Below are 20,709 nucleotides of genomic sequence, written 5' to 3'. Positions count from 1 at the left end.
GTCTATTATTCTCATAACAAACCCTGCACTTGGTTTCTTATTCAGTTCTCAAAGGGCTCTGCCTTCCTCTGAAGACAACTCCTATATTCTAGCAAACCTTATTCCCTTTGTCAACTACTTTTCTTCCCTTGTATGCGGTAGAATTTTTTAGAATGTTCATCCATGGCTTATGAGAAGAACTTGTAACCGAGTTGTAAACAAAAAGACTGAACATTTTTCTTGCTCAGTCTTGACGGCGTGGCCGTTATCTTGTATCATAAGATATGACTGAGTAAGAAGGTGAGGTTCTTACTCGGTAAGGCGGAGGTGTTGACGCACCTTCGTCTTTTTTTATTCGATTAATTTAGTTAAATTATAACACACGGAAACACATTAAGCAAGCATTTTCTTCAATTTTCTAGCACAAAAAGCCTTTCTTTTGAAAGGTTATTTTTATATAACTTGTTATATATCTTTTTATCTACTTATTTGACCAAAAAGCACGTAGGCTTTCCTTTTTACTCAGTCGATGCAGGTTATATTCTCGCTCAATTTGATTTAATTTTGTCTTGATAGATCCAGCTGATAAAGATTCTAACTCAACTAATTTTTCGTAATCCTCCCTCCAAGAACCAAAAAATAGATCTCGTAATTTATCTTCATAACTAAGAACAATGATACGACTCATGGTTTCAGCTCCCCATACCGTCCAGTACATGCCTCGTTTCTTCATCCTGTACGTAATCTTTCTGTGCTGACTTTCCATTATGCCTATACCTGCATGACTGAAGCCTCTCAACTCTGCTGGCTTAGTGTACTGAAAATTATTAAGCAACTTTCTTTTAAAGTCTTCAAAAGCTTCAAGTTCTTCTTCTGTTAAAACCAATGCTTCTGTCGTATCAAGAACTGTACGAAGCTTCCCTTTATCATGTTGCTTAATCGCCTGAAAAGCTCTATCAAGAAGCTCCTCAGAATAGGGCTTAAAGAACTTTTTTAGTTTCTGATTTACATGATACTCGTCCCAGAAATGCTCATGTCGCTTGATTTTCAGCGCCTTGGCAATCTCTTTAAAAATATATGGTGTATAACCGTGGCCACCATCAGAATTAGTGATCAGTAATGTTTGGTCAGTTATCTCATAAGTGTTGTAAAGATAGTCCAAGACTTGCTCCCTGACTAAGCGATTATCCAAGGCTACAAATTCTTTTTTATCTTTTAGTTCAAAGCGATTACTACCAACTTTATGGCTTCCAGTATGCACAACGAAATGAGACAAATCATAATGGCGATTCTCTGTATCACTGTTACGTGCTTTCACCATAACACCGTCACCTTCAATATAGATAACATCGACTTTTTGTTTATCTCGATTAATAGACTCCTCATAGAAACGATAAGCTGCACGTTCTTTTAGCAGTTTGTCACAAAGCTTAACAGCTTGAACGACTGTAGGCTTAGTAATTGTAATGTGATAAGTCAGCTGAATAACCTGGGTTACTTTGTCATAAGGCATCATCGTAGATAGTCTAGCAATCTGATACATAAATTCCCAGGAGAATCGAACATTCTTCTTCAGTCCTAATTTTTCATCAACTGGAATTACCCATTTATCTCCTTTTTTCCATCGACGGCGACGGAAGGTAAATTCCCCAAACGTAAAAGCAACTGTACGTTCCATAGAATGGACGCAAGTATATCCTCTAGCTTTCATAACTGGGACCATTTGATCATCATACTTGGCCACAAATTCATAAAAATCAATCGCATTTTGTTCAAATAGCTGTTCCTTCAGTTCTCTTTCATCAAAGGTCGTCATCTTCCCTCTTCCTCTCCTTTAATTTTGAAATAACGAGCCTTATTTTATAGATTCAGCATTTTCTTTTCAAATTTATTTTAATTCTGAATTAAAAAAAGCCCTCCAATAGGCGAAGGACTCTATACTTCTGTGTTATTTAGTTTTTAATTTTTTAACGTCAGCTCTTAACTGTTTAAGCTCCTTGTATTGTTTTATCTGTTCATCAATAAACAGCCAAGTTATGAGGACAAAAGGAAAACCTATAAGCATAACAATTCCTGTTTCTAAAAAGTCCGCAATGAACGAAAAGCCACCTGAGAAATGGACTCCTAGAGCAATGATGATAATTGGCAATACTAGAACAGGCACAAATTTCAGTGCCAGAAGTCCAATAACTAGCAAGAAGAACATATTTAAACCAATAGACTGATAGAAGATATACAGCGCTATTGCTGCTATCAACCACCAAAAAGTCTGAACAAGTTTTTTGATAGAAACAAAAATAATCATAATCCCTCTCCTTTTATTTTTATTTTTAATTTGCCAGTAATTGGATCCTTCTCACAAGTGGCAGCGCCTATAGAAACCATAAACATCTTGACCGTAGTTGCCCCGTTCAAAACGGTTAATAGCAAGGCTGAAAATATATCAATGACAGCAAGAACCCCTATAACATATGAAATAATCCCAAACGATTGTAACTCGGCAATTATCAATACATAGCCAAAGCACTCAAGTAAACAAACTGTTAATAGACCCAAAGTATTTAGCATCATCACAACAATTCCGCTGAAGGGAACCTGATTGCTTTCAAGAGCTTCAGAAGCAGCCGCGTTAAAATACTTCAAGCCAAGTGCCTTATAGAATAAAAAACTCATAATGCTACTCCTTCCTACTGTTTTAGTTTGACCGTTTTAACCGGATTGATCTAAATCAGATAATTTTGATAAATAAGTCATTGTCATACTTCCTATCTTTATTGATTTTTGAGCTTCCGCTGCATCTTCTCCCACTCCTGGATAATTAATTTCTCCAAGTAATCTGAAGCTGACTTAGATCCATGGAATGCAACAAGCTCTTCAAGCTTCTCATAGCGGACATCATAATGCAACGAAAATGGATAGCGCCCTTTCTTATTATAGCTCTCAGGCGCTTTCTGAGCTGCTGTTGTGCGAGGTGTTGGAACACGTCGTTTAGGCGGTTCTTTTTCAAAATTATCTCTTAACTGAGCAAAGCGATTATCAGACATTAAGCAACCTCTCCTTCTAGTACTGTTAAGATGTTTTCATAGACATACTCTATATTATCATAAAATTTCTGATGATCTTGTTTTTGTTTAGGAGTCATTTGCTCACGTTGTTCAAAAACACTTTGGTTAATAACCAAACTTTTAGCCACAAGCTCTTTTTTCTGTATAGATCCCAGATAAGCTGCATCTTCCTGGACAACATCTAAAAATTGTTTGCAGGTGTCTGTTACATTATTACCGTAATACTCAATTTTATTGCCAATGAGATAAGCTTCAGCCTTCACATAACTTTTCTTTGTGATAACCTCGACAGCTTCACTCTTGATGTAATCAACAAACTTTTTAAGGGCTAACCAAGCACGAAAACCATTGGTTGAAGCATCTGTTACTCCTAGAACAATATCTGACACAGCAATGAAGTTTGCGGTTACTAGACTTTCATCATTGTGAGTATCAATCAAGATAATATCAAACTGTTCTGCCAATTCTTCATAATGTTCACTAAACCACATAAACAACTGAAGATATTTATTATTTCGGCTGGCTAAATCTAACTGTTCATCGGTTAGCCGCTCATCTCCTCGAATTAAACTAAGGTTATCATTGATCCGACAAATTTCATACTCTCCTGTTGTAAAAATATCATAGATTGTTTTTTCACTTGTGACATCAAAGGAATGCGTTAGGTTACATTCTCTGGCACCGTCAATCAGTAGGACACGCTTATTTTTGATACGTGATAACCAGTCTCCTTCGTTATAAGTATGACTGCTTTTTCCACCACCACCTTTATCTAGGTTTGTTGTTTGAATCTTCATGAAAACACTCCCTTAACACGTAATTAGTTATATAAATTATTATATAACTTTTTATATCTCTATTTTATCTTATACGCTAGGTTTTGTCAATAAAAAATACACAAAAAGTTATATAACTTTTTGTGTATCAATCTTTTTTAAATTCTATCCGTATGTTCCGCCAATATTACCGCCAACATAGGCTTTTAGCTGAATTTGGTTAACCGTTGTATTGAAATTTCCTACGAAATAACAATTATCTTCTCCCTGCTTTGTCAGAACGATCAGAAATTGAACAACATCTTCATTTTCAGATGGCATCACTTCTAGTTTAGATGATTGGTATTCATAATCGTTTACTAGAAGAACCATTGCAAAGGTTTGAACCATTCCTGCTTGACTCATCGAAAGATGATTTTCTAAAGTACCTTTGACCTTTGATAGATGCCCTGCCTTCTTAATATCATTAATAGCTTCATCAAAGGCTTTAAGGACTTGTTGCTTCTTTTCCTCGCTGCTTTCTGAGTAAGGGTGTTCTAGCTTCAATTTAGCGGTTCGATAATTCTTTTCGTCCGCTGTTTCTTCTTTGGGAGGTGTTGAATCTTTCTTTGGTTTATTTGAGACTTGTTCTGTCTTAGGAGGCTTATCAGTACTTTTCTGAAGCTTAGAAAATATACCGAAACCTGCTAAGGCTACTAGTAGAATAACAACAAATACCATAATGATATTCTCCTTAATCCAATTAAACATGATATACCTTCTTTTCTTTATTTGATATTAGGTTCCTTGTTATCAGGGTAAGCGTAATGGAAACCATCTGATTTTTGTGATGATGGACTAACGACACGATAGTTCCAGGTGTCAATTACCCCATATTTATCAGCTCCTGATAAAGGAGTATTTTGTTCGACAATTAAGATGGATCCATCTTCAAAAACATGGCAGACAATCCCTGTATGATTCGCTGCAGCGTTAGTTGAGAATATAGCCCCACGTTTAGGACTTGTCTTCGTACTATTACCAAATCGAGTGCTTGCCCAGGAACTTGCTTGTCTGTCTCCATTACCAATAACAGTGCCTGAACCGCCCCATAGTTGATTTCCAAGACTAACTGTAAGAGCCACACATTGACCTGAATGTTCAACCCAACCAGCTGGCCCCTTATAGGTTAGTCCGTTCTTGGATGGATCAATAATATACTGCTTCAAACTATCTGGAAGATCATCTGGTTTATAACCCCAAGCTGTTGCATCGGCTGGAACTGTTCCTGTCCCATCGGTTGCACTTCCTGAAGAAGAGGAATCACTACAATCCTCATCACTATTGCTGCTAGTGAAAGTATCCGTTGGACCACTATCACCAGGTGAAGTTGCTGCTTCCTTATAAGGCTTCTCACCATGGGCGCTGATAGCTTCCTTGTCTAGCCACTCGTACTTTTTCCCAAGCGTATTATACATGTCAATAAGCTTGGTTTTATAAGTGCCATCAGTAGCCCAACCACCGTCTGCGATAGCACTTAGAGTGGACACGCCATCTGTATTGTTAATAGCCTTCGTATAGAGGGTTTGGTGAGCCATAAACTCGGCCTTACCCACAATACCCGCATCATAATTTGAAAACCAAGTATAAGCTCCACCTGTTCCATCTCCAACACTGGCTCCTGGCTTTGTTCCTGAAAGGTCAACACTATCTTCACCGTAAGTCGCAAGTGTAACAGGGAAGTTACTCTTGCTAGATGTTTTAACCCCTCCCATATTATGAGCCTGCCAGAAGGATGTTCCATTAGGATTAGAGAAGTTAAACCCATTCTCAATCATTGTCTGAGTTATCGATGCAGACGGTAGAAAACCTCCAGCTTTCCAGGAAAGAATATAGGCTTCTTTATGTTCCTTAACAAATGAATCAATCGAGCCATCACCTGAAGAGACAGAGGTGGCTGTTGATGTTGAGGTCGCAACTTCTGTTGAACAATCTGAATTAGAGCTACTAACAGCTCCTAAAATGCCTGCTAGTATCGATACACCTATGCTGATGACAAAGACCAAAGAGATAAGCGGAAAGAGTATTTTAAATAAAATTGCTTTTTTCATGTCTTACCTCGTACTACCATAAGCCAAGAATCGTTTTTAAGATGGCATAGATAATTAAGAAAACAACAAAACCAATCCCAATTTTTTTCAAACTTCTTAGAAATTCTTGATCACGTGCTTTCTGTTCTGCCAAACGGTCTGGATCAGGCTCTTCTTCAGAAGCAAAATAATTCCTAATTTCCTGATTCCTTACCTTTCGGATAGTGACGTAATTATTAATGGCCTGCTTTCGTCTTGCGATTGGACCAAGTTTTTGTGGATTCTTTTTTGACATGTCATCCCCCTTTCTACTGGATACCGCCATAGCGCTGTACTTCAGGAGCTAGAAGCTGCTGGTTGAAGACCAAGTTCCCAACACCTGCGATATTCATAAACAGTTGTCCTTTAGTCAAACGTGGCAATGTCTCTAACTCTGACTGATTCATAGACCCAGTCAAGGCATTAGCGAGTAGTGGAATACTTGTTTCGTCCGTCTGGGCAAAGACACGGTATTGCATCAGGCCAAAGATACGCTGAACAGCTGTCACGTATGGATCTTTGTGGTTGCCTGCTCCAGATTCAAAGAGAATCCCTCTAAGTGAGTTAACTGATAGAACAACACCTGCAAAGTTTTCTCCCATGGAATCAATCATATCTGCTAGTAATTCAACGCTGCTTTCGTACTTAGGATTGATCAATGTTTGTGCCTCACTGATATTAACGACATAGTGTTCCATATCCATCTCAGTAAGATGAGAATTAGTTTTTAAAAGTTGCTTGCAACGTTTACCATTGTTGACAATATCAGCTGAAACCAAGGATAACACTGAAAAGATTTGAGCGTTTAGCAAGTGAGGAGTACCTTTAAGACCTGAGAAGTCAAAGGTTACCACTTGCTCAGAAGAAATATCCTGAAACTCTGTTGTCCCTTCAAACATCTCCGCATTCGTTGTTAGCAACTCATTGAAGGTGTTATAAATACGATTGACTGATTTAATTTCGATTTCATCAGGCTTACTTTGGCTCATCAGACTCCGCTTATAGTCATCCGCATACAAAATAAAGTCAGATAGGATTGGATATTCTTCATTTACCAAGTCCGTAGCCTTTAGTCTTTCTGGATTCAGTTTAGGATTACGTGCCCATAACCCTTCTTCAATATAAAACTCATTAAGCATCTTACCAAAAGTCGTTAGGTCATCACCTGTTACTTCACTATTAAGTAGCTTGAAGATGCTCTTGAGTTTCTGGATATGAAGGTTATAGGATTTCTTCTTATCGATCTCTGTTCCTTCTTCGTTTGTAACAGTCGGGAAGACTTGGAAAATGTTAATACGGTTAGCTTCACCTGATAAGTCCAAGATCACCCCATGCTGCTGTCTTGTTTGCTCCAAGAAAGTACCATTAGCATCAAAGTTACGAATATAGTTCCCTTTGGCATAAAGACCGTCCGTATGTTTCAGGAAGAATGAGCGTTGGCCCATCTTAGGGTTTCCTGAAATAATCATAAACGAACGAGTTCGACGTTCATCACGTTCTAGGAAGTTGAAATTGACAGCTCCCTTCGTCGGTGTCCAGCCCATATAGACACCTCTCTGATCCTCTAACTTAGTGTGATTAAAGAAATAACCACCTGCTAAATCATGCGCTCTAATAGGTATCCCACGTCTACGATTAGGCAAATCTATTTGATACTGTGCTGGAATAAAAGGGGCATGATATTCAAAGTCCAATTCACCTGAGAGGATAGTTGACTTAAAGTTTGATGTCTTATCTTTAATATCCTCAACCTTTTTAAACAAATCTTCTTTAGTTGAGGCAGAGGAATAGTTTCGGACGTACATTCCTAGCATCGCAATATTCTTCTTGGTAATGTCTCTATCCAGCTGAGTTAAGTCTTTGATTTCATCTAGTTCTTGTTGGTTATCAACTATCTTAGAGTTTCCAGTAATACGAGTTGATTTTTCCTCAATAGCATCTTTAATTTCTTGCTTCAGTTCTTTATTATTTGCTCGATAGAGAGATAAGAAAGAACGTGTCCCTGGAATCAGCATCAGATCAGATAACCAAAAACGATCTAAGTCTTCTGACGGGTACTCGTAAAAATGAAGGGCGGTGTGATAACCGTCACCACTCATCCAGGAGCGGTCATCTTTTTTAAAGTCAATATTTCCTTGTGGTTGAATGCGACTGAGAAATGCAAGGTCATAGCCTTGTGCTTTCAGTTGCCGTTGCCTACGCTTTGATAATTCTGGCATGTTATCCTCCTATACTTTTTCGTTCATGTTGTTAAACTGCTTGATAATTTGTTCTTTCTTAACCCTGGTTATTTCCTGAGGAACAAAATCATTATTTCCATAAGACTTAGCTTTACGCACCAGATCATCCAATTCTGTGGTTGTTGGTGCAAAGAGCCATAAGATAAACTCAGTATTATAGATCTCCTGCTGGATACTCTCTTCTACCTGAATTTCATCTCTTAACAGTAGCTCTCGATCATGCAATTGCATATAGCGACGTGAATCAGGCAAGAGCTTGGCCATTTCCTGACGAACCAGACTTAAATGGTGACGTAGGTCCATAATTTGTGTATCTGTATTGGTTGGCAAAGTGGTTGTTTCGATTTGAATATCCGTATTAAAGTCAGTCAACCATTTTTCAAAATTATCAATCGTGCGTCGAATCTCGTTATAAGAAAGTGATCCTAAGTCTTTTCCTGGTATCTCCATCAGTTGAAGATAGCCATAATCGACCAATTGAATGTAGGCCTGACGATTATCAATAATTGATTTGACATCCAGTAACTCTACACAAGAATGAAGATCAAAATATTCTTGACTTTGCTTTTTTTCTTGCTTACGTCCCAATTGTCGCTTGACTTCAGGCTGGGATTGGTTTTGTTTAATCGCCATTAGCGTTTAACTCCTCTCTGGTAATTTAAGCTGATATAACGTTTCCGTCGTCTCCTAAAAAAAAGAAACATGCTTTGCCAATTCTTCTTTCCACCGTTGGTTGGCAAAACCAAATAAAGACACATCAGCGGTGTTAATAATATAAAGGCTATTAATTGTGGCCATTGGCTTGTAGGAAAAATTTTTGTTCCTATTGAGAGAGCAGCAACTGCAGAACCTCCCACAAACACAATATCAGCCATGAAAAGACCTATGATTTTTACTTTGGCATAGATGTCCCGTGGAACACCATATTTTTCATCCATCTATCCGTCTCCTTTCTCTTAATAGTTCTATCTTAAGAGATAATGAAAATTCCTGCGTTAAGCGGACAAACCATCCCCAGCTGATAATGATAGTCAGTTTTTTTGTATAAAAAGTTATATATCTTTGTATATAAAAAAAGAAGCCTCAAGAGTGAGACTTCTTCACGAGATTGAAAAATTCTTCTTCTGAAAAAATAGTGATCACTTGCCCTTCAGCTATTCGTGATAATGCGGCTTCGTATTTCTTAGACCTCTTATCTGGTTCAAAGAGATCCAATTGTTTGTGGCCAGCAAGTAGTATATCCGTTTGACCAGAGACATAGTTTTGAACAATAGCTCCTCTTCCTTCTAAGAAGGCTATAACATCTTGTCTTGTCATAGGACGTAAGCTCCCTGTGACCACAACAACCTTTCCCCTAAAATCAAGCATAGACTTTATTCGTCACTTTCATCAATTTCAGCACCTTTGATATGATTTTGTCCCTGCATTCGCTGACCAGCTTGCTGCATTTGTTGGTTCATATAGCTCATTTGGTGCATTGATTTCTGGAAGTTTTGCTTGTGTGAAGGGGTTTTTGGTGCATCACCTGTAGCGTTCGGAAGTTGAGTCCCTGATGGCGTCGGTTCACTGACGCCACTAAATGCTTCTCCAGAAGGTTCAGAAGAAGGTAACGTAGGATCTGTAACACCACCGCCAGCTGGGCCAGCAGCTTCTGAAAGTGGTTCAAAGCCAGCTGAAGCATCTGGATCAAATGGTGAGACAGGTTTAACTTCTTCTGGATGACTATGATCTTTTAGACCTCTATAAACAGCATCATGAGCCGCTTGTTCTTTTTTACTTAGCTTCTCATCAACGCCACCTACAAAATCCTTGACCTTACCAACGGCTTCTCTGCCCATAAGGTCGGCAGCACTATACATATTAGTTAAACCGCCTTTGGCAGCATTCACAACGCCTTGATCCTTAGTAGCATTCCAAGCGCCTCGAATACCACCACCAGTTGTGGCTAAACTATTTCCAAGAACTTTACTTCCTGCTGCAACTGCTCCAGGGGCTTTTTTAGCCATATCAAAACCAAAGCCTCCCATAGCCATAGCTCCGTTACCGATAGCTCCTGCACCTGTCGCAAAGGCATTCCCCATCATCATTGCTCCAAGCAGCTGTTGGGCTGTATCGCTATGACCAGTAGAAACGCCAAGCCAACGTTCAATCATCGATACTCCTTGCATAGCAGCAAAGAAAATACCAATATAAACAAGTGAGGCTGCAAGACATTGTTCCCACATATTCAAGCCATCAAAGAAACCACCTGATAATTTTGTAACGGCTGATACTGATAAGGTTGGTAAATCACGACAGACTTCAAGAGTCACACGCATAATTACCACTTCAAAGAAAATCCCTGCAAGCGCTCCTCCCATGGTACGTAGAAGCTCTTTATATTTCTTAGAATTGGATAAAGACGAATACCCCTGAAGAGGAGAAATCAAGCCTTCAATGAGAATATCAAAGACTGATTTAACCAGCTTAATTGACATGGATACCAGCAATACAATCAGGATAATGTATTGCATAAACATCCCTATCCAGTTGACTTTGTATCGCATATAGACAGGTGAAAAGGCATTTAATTGTTCGACGACTTTATGCGTTTTAATCGTTTCAACACCTGTCTGATTGGCGTTTAAACGATGAAGGAAGAGACCTTTTATTCCTTTGTGCTTATCTTCCATCTCTGTCAATAAATCCTCATTAGCTGCACCATAGATTGCTCCAAAATCAATCCGTGTCGCGAAATCAGTAGTGTCTCTTTTGTCTTTACTATCTGTGACATTGTTGACAGGTGTTGACCCCTCTTTAGGAGGTTTTATGTAACCATAGTCATCCAGTGGAAAAAGTTCCGTTGAAAAATCGTTATCAATCAGTACTTTGAGATCCACAATATTATTCTTCATAGGCTGAATTGCTAAAGAAGAGTACTGCTCACTGCCATCTGGTGCCTCACTGGATACCGTTTGGATACTCATGGCATCTTGTGCAATGGCAGAAGAAACAGTTGTCAAGGCCAATGGCAAGACTGCCGTTACCATCGTCACTAAAAGGAAATTAGTAATCACGCCTTTGTATTTGACTGGCTTTGTAAAGACTCCAGTTATAGCTGAAACAACCAGAATCAAGCTGAAGAGAGTGGTTCCAAGAACCTGAAACCAGAAGAAGAATTTGCCTATAACCGTGTTACTATCGCCTAAATAGCCAAATAATCCAAAGAGCTTAAACATATTATTAAAGACATGTTCAAGACTAGCGGTAATCGAATATAAGGCTTTAGCGATGGCACCAGGTATATAAGCTAGAAAGGAGAGAAATGCTGGTGTGGTATCCAAATAATTGCTCCAATATTTATAAAAGGAAGCCATTTTCTCAGCATTTTCCCCTGTAATATTCCCATTGGTTTTGCCATTAACATCTAAAAATCCTTTTTCTAAGGCATTGACCAAATCGGAATAAGTGTCATATTTCACATAAGGTACCTACTTTCTATATAAGATACCTTCATGATAAGAGATAATGAAAATTCCTGCGTTAAGCGGACAAATCACAGGAAGCATCAAAAAAAAGCCTCGACTATACGAGACTTTTCAACTATTCAGCTTTACCTGAGAAATCATAATAACTACCGTCAGAAGCATAATCTTGATATAACTCAATAATTCGAATAGCTTTTCCACCATCTGAAAGGGCAATTTGATAAGCACCCTCAGAGTCTTTCAACTTAGGATTTTTATCACGGCTGACAATAATGGTGAAATTATCTGTTCCTTTGAGTTGATTATCAAGACTATCAATTACACGTTGAGTTCCGGAAGGAATATCATCTTTAGATACCACTGAAAAATACTTCTTGTTTCCTTGACTGTTTGTAATCAAATTTTCTTTTTTATTAAAAGTTAGCGTATCATCACCAGCAATAAATGGATAGGTATAACCCGAATTCTCTGAATAGCCAGTATAGCTATCTTTTAATTCAGTCTTGATGATATCCTCAGTAGATTTCTTACCACAGGCTGATAGTGCAATTAAGGCAATACCCAGCACCAAAAAACTTAAGATTTTTTTCAACTTCATAATAATTTTCTCCCAGCTTTTTCTTGGCTCCATTATAACAAAAAGATGACTTCTGTTCAATAGTTTATATATATTGTTATATAACTTTTTATCTATCTTGTTATATCACATCATCTACAAAGAAACCATCGTCAGCGTCGTCCTCATCGAAAATTTCCGCAATCACTGCTTGAGTTAAATCAGCTGGAGAAGTGAATTGAGCTTGACTTAGATGTTTAATTGCTTGTTTCCTTGGAGCTAATTGAGGTGTCTCTCCATTAGTCCTCATACGGTCTGTTAAAGCCATACGCCAGTCAATAATCTTGCTGAAGGTGTTTTGTGCGCCTACTGCTATATCTTGCAGGTCAAGCTCCCTATGATCACTTTCTACTGGAATATCAGCCAGAGTCATAGACTGATCAAACTCATCTTGAAGGAACATATAACGGTATGGAAGACTGGTTTTCTCATGTAAGAATATAGGGTCTGTCGTGATTTTACGTCCTGCATTATCACGGCCTTTAACCCCACGCAAGATAACAGCTTCTCCTTCTTGCAGTTTAGCTAACTGAGTAGGTGTCAATAGTTCCTGTCTAGGATTTTCAATGGAAACATTTGGATTGGCTTCGTCTAGAATATTGCTAGAACGTCTGCGACGTGTAATCGTACGTGTTCCCAAGTCCTTACTGAAGGCTAGATTCGTATCACCAGATGTTGACTTAACATAAATTTGAATAGAACAATTATCCCTGATAGTTTTAGCTGTATGCTCTCCATATTTATCCGTTAGTTGCTCTAAGTTTTGAATCCAGAGGTAGTATAGGATATTTTGACCAAGACCAATTGAAATCTTAGTATCCATGTGAGGAACTGCTGGAATATTGGTGAACTCATCTAAGATATGAAGAATACGATTGACACACTTACGGCCATTTGACAGAGCTAACTCATAATTGGCATTAAATAATTGATCCAAAAACAGAGATACGATGCTATTATATTCTGTTCTATTTGGTGGTGTTACCAGGTAAATCACTTTAGGATTGTCTGAATAAACCAAGTCAATATCTTCTTCCTGAAGAAGATTATCCTCCTGTTTATTTAGCACAGTAACCTTGATATGATCCAATACTGGTTTCTTGGTGTACTCATCCAAAGCAATGACCTTGCCATGTTTCTTATAGACTTTTTCAGCTGAAAATTGGAAGGTTTTATAACGAATAGCAGAAACACCATTATTTTTGTGATTAAAGTCAATCGTTACCAGGAACTGATCTGGCAGCTTAGGTTCAATCACATAAGTAAGATAGCCTTCTCCATCGATAAGAGCTGTTGCTTCTTTCACGTGAGTAACTTGTCTGGTAGCTTTACCCCAAGCTGTCTGACTGGTAATAGTGATTTTAGCTGTCTTATGAGCATACTCGTTACGCATAGCAACAGTTGAGTTTGAGCGGAACTTTATAGATAAGCGACGTGGGAAACCGACTGACTCCAAATCGATCGAATTTTTAGAAGTCAATTTAGCAATATTATCTTGCAAGAAGAGGTTAATACCTGACATCATACTAGAGAAGACATTCCCTTTGGTTTCTTCTGAAGCAAAGTCAGATGATCTGAAGTTCAGATCAGCCATATCTCTGAATTTAGAGAAAGTCTCCTGATTAATCTTTCGCAGATTATCAAAATACACCGTGATTTTAGATTTCTTCTTAACCTGCTGGTCACGGTCTGGATTCTCAATAATATCTCCATAATCATTGACAAAAACTTCTTCTGACCCTAAATCAGTCAAGAACTTAGCAATATTACGGACTGTAACCGTGTCCCAGGCATCCGTTTCACCATTCTTGAAGGTTTCATTAGCTCGGTCAATCAAAGCCATAGCAATCGCATTAAAAAGGGAAATAGAGGTATCTTCCCAATATTTGGCATTTCCGTTCCCAACACCTGGTTTCGTTTTACGATAAATTGCTTCAGCAACCGCATTGACCCTTGTCTGAGTCATTTCATAGTAACCCTTCTTAGCTGCTGCTATCGCAAGTGCTAGAGGGTTATAAGACATTGACCAATCCATATTTTGGAAAGATAGGACATTAACATCATAGCCACGTCGGCGCATGGTCTTGTAAGATGACTGATAATGTTCACCTTTCGGATCGGCTATAACCATTGATGGTTGAATTTCAGCACGGCTATTAATATCAATAGTCGTTGTAATATGACCTTCACCCTTACCAGAACGGGTCATACCAATACCAAGCATATTGGTTGTGCTGTCATCAATGTAATAGTCACCCGAAGCCTGAGCATAGATTCCTAAAATTCTTTCTGCGTTAGTTAGGAAACGGCTGAACGTGCGGTTTTGCCAGAGCATTTGAGAGCCAAGAGTTAAGCCTGTTAGGTTCTTTCTTGTCTCATGCAGAACAGGGACTCCCCCTTCACCTGGATAGGTTTCGGTCTTATTAGGGACTTTCTTGTATTGCTGATGGATTTCCTTGACGGTCGCAAAGCGATCATCCCCTTCTTCATTATGGTTATAATCACGGTACTGCTCAAAGTTAACCCAAGCGGATTTCCAGGCAACTATTAACCCAATAATAAAGATAGGAACGGCCAGAATAGGAGCAATGACAAATACCTTAATATTAAATAGATTCTGGATCAGCAAGCTATCGACGTTAAACGTTACCGCTTGACTGTTATCTCTCAAAGTAACGACTGAGAAATAAAGGAATCGGATGGCCGCCCTTAAAACAGTTACCAGATAGTTCGTCAGAATCAAAGCAATAAAACTAAATCCTAATCCCATGAATACAAAGCTGCGATAGTTTTTAAAGTAGAGCAAGGGTTTCATTTCCTTGTTAAACCGTTTCCTGTCCTGCTTAACAAACGGCAGCATGTAAACCAGACGAAAAATAATGTTTCCAAACAGTAGGAATACGAAAGAAGGGACCACTGTGGCAAGTCGCTTGGCCAAAGACCAAATCATTTTCCCTTTGTCTTTTCCAGATGATCGCCAATCAATATCTTGACGATGCTTCCAAAGGTTCAGAAGTTCTTCTTTTTTATGACGAATACGCTTCTTAATGTTATCCCTATCATTAATCCATCCTTTGATTAACTGAAAAAAGGTCATCATTGGTTGCTTGACTAGCTTGTACCCCTGGTAACAAAGATAAGCCAAAAAGCTAATCAATAATAAAGCATTCAGTCGGTTCACCTTTGCTAGTTGGACCAAAGTATAAAAAATTGCTTCTAACCAACTAAACATATTGTTTACCTCGGATTTCTTCTAAGAATCGCTTGATCTTCTCACCATAGAAAGTAGAAAAAAGAAAAATCTTAAATTTCTGTTGAGGTGAAGCAAGCTGGTAACGTTCTAGGTAAGAACTAATACCATCTTCAATTCCCAGATGAACTGTACATAAGTGGCAGCTTCTTCCTTGCTTCAGATAATTTTCTATCTGAAGGGAATCTGCCATTAAATCATCAGATTGATAATCTGTTTGTTGTTTTACCATAAGCAAAGTTATCCCTTCTAGTTTTTAATACATTCCTAGAATAAGGGATAATAAAAATTCCTGCGTTAAGCGGACAAGTCAAAACAGTAGACAAAAAGTTATATAACTTTTTGTCGCTCATTTTTAGAGATTTTCATGAACGATCACCTATAAAATCACCTGAAAACGGCTCAGAATTGCCTTCTCAGCACGCCTTATGATATACTATCAGAGGCGCAAAGCCCTAACCAGAAATAGCACGTGCGATTATTCCACGTGCTATTTTTGAACTGATGATGATTCTATAAAATAAGGCATGAGGTTCTCCCTCACGCCTTTTTCTATTATTTAGAAGGGTTCATCAGCATCTATCGGTGTTGGATAAGAGTCATTTGGTAGAATATTTTGATTTTCATTTCCACCAAATAGATCATGATCTGCTGGTTGCTTCTGCATGTTGAGTTGCTCCTGTTTTCGTCTATTGGCAGCTTCTTTATTTTCTAAGAAAGTAATCCCACCTTGTAAGGCTGGAGCAATAAATTGATAGGTTCGACGTTGCCCTTGGCTGTTCGTATAAGGGCGTTGAATAATTTCACCCTTAATTAGGATAGGCGAGCCCTTAACAAGGCTCTGGGCCATAACCTCAGCTTGTTTGCCATACACCTGAACATGAAAGAAAGCTGGTAAAGCCTTACCTTCTTGATCTTGTTGACTGGTGTCACATACAAATTCAAATTTAAAACTGACATGCCCATTAGAGGTTTTTCCAACAGCATCTGATGGAATATCTGAAACACGGCCATTAGCAATAAAACTTTGCATTTTCTTTCCTTTCTATTGATTAAGTTAATCAAATATTTGATTAGTTTTCTTTACGTTTACGAATACCTACTAAGCTCAATCCTGCAAGTAAAGCGCCGCCTAGCACTGCAAGTATGCTACCTTCTTCACCAGTTGATGGAAGAACACTAGCAGGTGTTACTGGTGTTTTTGGCGCAGGCACTTCTGGAGTTGGTGTTGTCTTCATTTCATAGTAATGCACACCCACTTCAACGGGAGCTGGAGCTTCAGGAGCGTTTGGTGCTTCTACTGTCACTTTTTGAACAGCTACCTTTGGAGCTTTAGGTTCTTCTGGTGCTTCTGGAACAGTTACATCAAAATTTTGAACGGATAACGCAGGTTTTGTAGGTTCTTTTGGAACTTCAGAGGCAACTCCAAAGATACCAGCTACGATTGAGGTATTGATATAACCAGGAAGGAAGTGACTACCGCTAAAGGTTACATTTTTAGCATCAGTTAGATTAAACTGAATACCGTTTGAGTCGATAACGCCACCTGATGCTTGTGATACATCACCAGCTCCAGCTGAATAATGATTTCCTGTTTGTGTGACATTACGGCCTTTGACAAGTTTAGAGCCATCAAGACCGTTTAAGATTACTGTTTGATTGTTGTCAATGTCATTAAATGTGACAGTTGAAACAGCCTTGCTAGTAGAAACTTTATAATCATAAGATTTTACATTAGCTAAGATTGCTCCTGTATAACCAATTGTTCCACCACTTGCACCTTCACCAGCACCACCTGAGACAGTACCATGTGTTGTTGCAAATACACCCCAAGCAATACCACCGTCTTTAGCCCCCCAAACCGCTAAATAGGTATTTTCTGCTTGCCACGCCTGGATATTACTGATGGTTAACGTTACATCACCGTTAGTTGTATTTTTAATAACAACGGATCCAGAACCATTGATTTTAAACAGATTATCAAATTTAGCATCTGTATTTTGATTACGATCCAACGACTGAATAGCATCAGCGGCTGCTGTTCTAAGATTTCCCCATGAAACTGCAGGTTCATTACCAGTCATTTTTTGCGCTGTTCCAGCTTCAACTGTTGTATTACCAGCCCATTTAATACCAGATGCAGCACCTTTACCTGCTTTAAAATCAGCATAAGCTTTTAGGTAAGCATCAAGTTTTGCTTTAGCATCTTTAGTTGAACCATCCTGCTTAGCAACGCTATCTGCTACAGCTTGTTGATACTTAGCAATATTACTTTCAATAGCTTTAAGGAGTTCATCTCCAGTCAAGCCTTTTACATTGATATAGTCTGGAGTAACTGTTTCAGATTTAACATCGATTGAAACATTATTCTTTTTAGCTAAATCAACGACTTCATTTTGACGGCCATCTGCCAATTCAAGATCTGCAGTTCCTGCTGACTTAGCATCCTTCAGCTGAGTATTGGCCTGATTATAAGCTTTTTGATTAGCTTGGTAGAGTGCCAACGCATTTTTCAAATCTTCAACAGATTTTCCTTGAATGACTAATCCAGCCGCAACGGCATCTTGATATAATTTAAGGTTTTCAGCCATTGCTTGACGAAGATCATCACCTGTTAAACCTTTAGTATCTTTGTAATCTGGTGTCTTATCCGTTGTTGTTTCAGTAACCAATAATCCAGCTTTTTTGGCTTGATCCATGAGCTTATCAACTTCAGCCGTTGATTGGTCTAGGGACTCTTGGCCTTCTTTTACTACTGTTTCATGTTCAGCTTTTGTCTCTTCATAAGCTTTCACATTATCACGTTGTTTTTCTGTGGCTGCCTTAACTGCTTGATCCTGTTTATTCAAATCAGTCAATACTTCAGTCGTTTTTTCAGCTGCATTGTTGTCATTGATAACAACTTCCTGAGTGTCGCCTTCAGTTACGACAACACCAGCATCTTTAGCAGTGTTCACATTATCTTTTAAAGTTGCTTGAGCATCATCAACTGCCTTAACTGCTTGATCTTGTGTTGTATTGCTAGGAACGCTAGTTGCAATATCACTTGTAACAGCTGGTTGTTCTTGTACTGGAGCTTGTGCTTGTTCAGCAGCTGGAGCAACCTGTTCAGTGGCAGGTTGTGTCTGAGGAGCTGTTACTTCATCAGCTGAAACTGTAGCAGCCCCCATAAGAACAGCACTAGCTGCTAAGGCAATTCCATATTTAGCTAACAAAGCTGAATGAGTTCCTGTTTTGAATTTGCGAATTGAAAAAATTTGTTTTGTTTCTTGAGTCATTGTTCTTTCCTTTTCTTTTTTCATTTTTTTAGTTTTCTGACTTCTCGGTCAAAGTAATAGTATGATTTAAATTGCTTTTTTCTTAAAGATAACCCCTACTAAACTAAGGAGTCCTAGACCAATTGCCGATAGAAGACTGCCTTCTTCTCCTGTTTGAGGAAGAGTTTTAGCTTCTCCTAACGCTGTTGGCAGTGTCACAGTACCATCAGAATTAGTTGTGCCACCTACATCCTCAGCTTTAACGGTTTGAGTACTGCCATCTGCATTTTGGACAATGACTTGGCTATTTTGAGTGCCAACAACGGTTTGACCACTTGGAGTTTCAAAAGGATTAAAGGTCACTACTGGCTCTGGCATTGGTTTGACATCTCTAGGAACTTCTCCTGCAGATGGATCAGTTGGTGCTGGCGTAGTCTGACCATTATCGTCTGATGGCGATGTCGGCTCTCCTGAAGGTTGGGTTGAGTCATCTGATTTTGGTTCTTCAGAAGGCGTAGATGGAGTTGTCGTTGATGGATCGGCTGGATCACTTGGAACGGGGGTAACAGGTTCCGTCGCTGGCGGTGTCGTTGGATTTTCCGAAGGTTGAGTCGGAGTTGTAGGATCCACTGGTGTTTCTGTCGCTGGTGGTGTCGCTGGCTCTGTAGTAGGTGGTGTTTCGACAGGCTGAGATGGTTGTGCTTGATCTACTGGTGTTTCAGCTGGAGAGACAACAACTGGGGTTGTTCCATCTACTGGAGAAGTTGTCGTTTCATCAGCTGAAACCACTCCAGCTTGTGCCAGTGCTAACGTTGATACGGCCAAGGTGGCCAGTAATTGTTTCTTTGTCATCTTTGTTTTCCTTTTCTTTATTTGTTATAATCCGATTCTTTCGGTTCTGTGGTAACGACGAAACCTTTTTTAGAGTCAGTCGCTTTAACCTTAAAGGTTAATCTGACATTTGACGGTTTATCGTCATGCTTCACAGAGAGAACATAAGTTGACGTATATTCTTTAGTCTTAGAATCATACGTCATCTTTTCTAGAATGACTGATTGCAAGGTACCCTCTTTAGGTGCCGTGTACTTAGCATCTCCATCTGAGAGATACTCTGATAAAGCTTCTTTGTTACCTGAGTAATAAGTTGGTAAAAAATAACGATTAAAAACATCTACCTGGTGTTCCTTATCAATCAGAGAATTTGTGTCCTTTAACTCTTGATAGAGATAAGTGACCTGCTCAGATTGCTTTGATAGCTGAGAAAACGCCATCATAGATGAGATAACACCACCTGCTGCTAGAACACCTAAAAGGCCTAATAGAATATAAACTTTTTTTAAAGAAGATTCTTTAGTACTTGGTGCTACAACTGATTGAGTAGGGGGGACAGACATTTTAGAGACTTGCTTTTGCATCGGTGAGGCAGTTATTACTTGTTCACCCTCTACTGGAAATAGGGGCAAGCTTGATTCTTGGATTCCTAGGCTTACTTTGTAAGCTGGATAGATCTGATTCACAAAATACTCACGTTTTTCAGTGTAAGTATATGACTGAAACTCAGGATCTGTAAGAATAGCTTCAATCAAGGGCAATAGAAGATTTTGGTAATTTCCATCAATAACAAACGGACTAGCAAATACCTCCCCTTCTGAAACAGCTTCTTTTCCTTCTAAATGACAGATAGCGACTTTATTCAATTGCAACTGCCCATAAGCATCTTGTAATGCTTGAAAGAGCAACTCCGCTTGACGAAACGTTACATAAGGTAACGATTCTTCAATTGGATGTTGGAAGGTATCCAGATACTGCTGATCCAGACCTTCAATAATACCCAGAAGTTCACTATCTTCTTCTGGAGATTTTCCTTCTTCCCAGGTTATCTCTATAAAAAGATCATCAGTCACCAAACATTTATTACTTTTCTTGAAAGGGATAAATGCCATAGTAACCA

General features: G+C 38.8%; 20 protein-coding genes. All 20 read right to left on the bottom strand.

Translation table 11 applies throughout. The features are described from left to right. Positions 1-460: 460 nt before the first annotated feature. The 20 genes from ACVRZ8_RS03540 to ACVRZ8_RS03445 all read right to left on the bottom strand — a co-directional run bounded on the left by ACVRZ8_RS03540 (position 461) and on the right by ACVRZ8_RS03445 (position 20,701). A complete protein-coding gene (locus tag ACVRZ8_RS03540; protein WP_447447937.1) occupies positions 461-1,795 on the bottom strand; it encodes an ISLre2 family transposase in 1,335 nt (444 codons plus the stop codon). A 132-nt stretch (positions 1,796-1,927) separates the two neighbouring features. Continuing rightward, positions 1,928-2,284: a hypothetical protein gene (locus tag ACVRZ8_RS03535; RefSeq protein WP_000583305.1), complete on the bottom strand. Its 357-nt coding sequence runs from the start codon at positions 2,282-2,284 to the stop codon at positions 1,928-1,930. After that, positions 2,281-2,652, bottom strand: a complete 372-nt coding sequence (locus tag ACVRZ8_RS03530; protein WP_447447936.1) for a hypothetical protein — start codon at positions 2,650-2,652, stop codon at positions 2,281-2,283. The genes ACVRZ8_RS03535 and ACVRZ8_RS03530 overlap by 4 nt, the downstream gene beginning before the upstream one ends. A gap of 98 nt (positions 2,653-2,750) precedes the next feature. Then, entirely contained in the window at positions 2,751-3,023 is a 273-nt protein-coding gene (locus ACVRZ8_RS03525; protein ID WP_447447935.1) for a hypothetical protein, read from the bottom strand. Next, complete coding sequence (locus ACVRZ8_RS03520) at positions 3,023-3,841, bottom strand: ParA family protein (protein ID WP_000701732.1); 819 nt, start codon at positions 3,839-3,841, stop codon at positions 3,023-3,025. The genes ACVRZ8_RS03525 and ACVRZ8_RS03520 overlap by 1 nt, the downstream gene beginning before the upstream one ends. Positions 3,842-3,985: 144 nt before the next feature. After that, complete coding sequence (locus tag ACVRZ8_RS03515; protein WP_447447934.1) at positions 3,986-4,570, bottom strand: hypothetical protein; 585 nt, start codon at positions 4,568-4,570, stop codon at positions 3,986-3,988. A gap of 17 nt (positions 4,571-4,587) precedes the next feature. After that, positions 4,588-5,910 carry a glucosaminidase domain-containing protein gene (locus ACVRZ8_RS03510; protein ID WP_447447933.1) on the bottom strand — a complete coding sequence of 441 codons (1,323 nt, stop codon included), beginning with the start codon at positions 5,908-5,910 and terminating at the stop codon, positions 4,588-4,590. Positions 5,911-5,923: 13 nt separating this feature from the next. Further along, complete coding sequence (locus tag ACVRZ8_RS03505; protein ID WP_447447932.1) at positions 5,924-6,184, bottom strand: hypothetical protein; 261 nt, start codon at positions 6,182-6,184, stop codon at positions 5,924-5,926. 13 nt (positions 6,185-6,197) lie between these two features. Continuing rightward, complete coding sequence (locus ACVRZ8_RS03500; protein ID WP_447447931.1) at positions 6,198-8,147, bottom strand: putative type IV secretion/conjugal transfer ATPase; 1,950 nt, start codon at positions 8,145-8,147, stop codon at positions 6,198-6,200. A gap of 9 nt (positions 8,148-8,156) precedes the next feature. Next, positions 8,157-8,801 carry a TraC-like domain-containing protein gene (locus tag ACVRZ8_RS03495; protein ID WP_000985695.1) on the bottom strand — a complete coding sequence of 215 codons (645 nt, stop codon included), beginning with the start codon at positions 8,799-8,801 and terminating at the stop codon, positions 8,157-8,159. Then, positions 8,801-9,106 carry a DUF5592 family protein gene (locus ACVRZ8_RS03490; RefSeq protein WP_000343795.1) on the bottom strand — a complete coding sequence of 102 codons (306 nt, stop codon included), beginning with the start codon at positions 9,104-9,106 and terminating at the stop codon, positions 8,801-8,803. The genes ACVRZ8_RS03495 and ACVRZ8_RS03490 overlap by 1 nt, the downstream gene beginning before the upstream one ends. 145 nt (positions 9,107-9,251) lie before the next feature. Continuing rightward, complete coding sequence (locus ACVRZ8_RS03485) at positions 9,252-9,536, bottom strand: BRCT domain-containing protein (protein ID WP_047209099.1); 285 nt, start codon at positions 9,534-9,536, stop codon at positions 9,252-9,254. Positions 9,537-9,541: 5 nt separating this feature from the next. Then, complete coding sequence (locus ACVRZ8_RS03480; RefSeq protein ID WP_447447930.1) at positions 9,542-11,629, bottom strand: pLS20_p028 family conjugation system transmembrane protein; 2,088 nt, start codon at positions 11,627-11,629, stop codon at positions 9,542-9,544. Between the two features lie 121 nt (positions 11,630-11,750). Then, on the bottom strand, positions 11,751-12,233 hold the full coding sequence (locus ACVRZ8_RS03475; protein ID WP_161515317.1) for a hypothetical protein: 483 nt from the start codon (positions 12,231-12,233) through the stop codon (positions 11,751-11,753). 100 nt (positions 12,234-12,333) lie between these two features. After that, positions 12,334-15,483, bottom strand: a complete 3,150-nt coding sequence (locus tag ACVRZ8_RS03470) for a VirD4-like conjugal transfer protein, CD1115 family (RefSeq protein WP_447447929.1) — start codon at positions 15,481-15,483, stop codon at positions 12,334-12,336. Then, positions 15,476-15,733: a hypothetical protein gene (locus ACVRZ8_RS03465; RefSeq protein WP_018375474.1), complete on the bottom strand. Its 258-nt coding sequence runs from the start codon at positions 15,731-15,733 to the stop codon at positions 15,476-15,478. The genes ACVRZ8_RS03470 and ACVRZ8_RS03465 overlap by 8 nt, the downstream gene beginning before the upstream one ends. A 327-nt stretch (positions 15,734-16,060) precedes the next feature. Further along, the gene (locus tag ACVRZ8_RS03460) at positions 16,061-16,534 is read right to left on the bottom strand and encodes a single-stranded DNA-binding protein (protein WP_001190438.1); all 474 of its coding nucleotides are present in this window, start codon (positions 16,532-16,534) and stop codon (positions 16,061-16,063) included. 40 nt (positions 16,535-16,574) lie between these two features. Then, positions 16,575-18,779, bottom strand: a complete 2,205-nt coding sequence (locus ACVRZ8_RS03455) for an LPXTG cell wall anchor domain-containing protein (protein ID WP_447447928.1) — start codon at positions 18,777-18,779, stop codon at positions 16,575-16,577. A gap of 66 nt (positions 18,780-18,845) precedes the next feature. Continuing rightward, positions 18,846-19,610, bottom strand: coding sequence for an LPXTG cell wall anchor domain-containing protein (locus tag ACVRZ8_RS03450; protein WP_447447927.1), 765 nt, complete (start codon positions 19,608-19,610; stop codon positions 18,846-18,848). Between the two features lie 17 nt (positions 19,611-19,627). Then, a complete protein-coding gene (locus ACVRZ8_RS03445) occupies positions 19,628-20,701 on the bottom strand; it encodes a hypothetical protein (protein ID WP_447447926.1) in 1,074 nt (357 codons plus the stop codon). Positions 20,702-20,709 lie beyond the last annotated feature (8 nt).

It is taken from the genome of Streptococcus dentiloxodontae, assembly GCF_053206925.1.
This window is presented reverse-complemented; position numbering and strand designations above follow the sequence as displayed.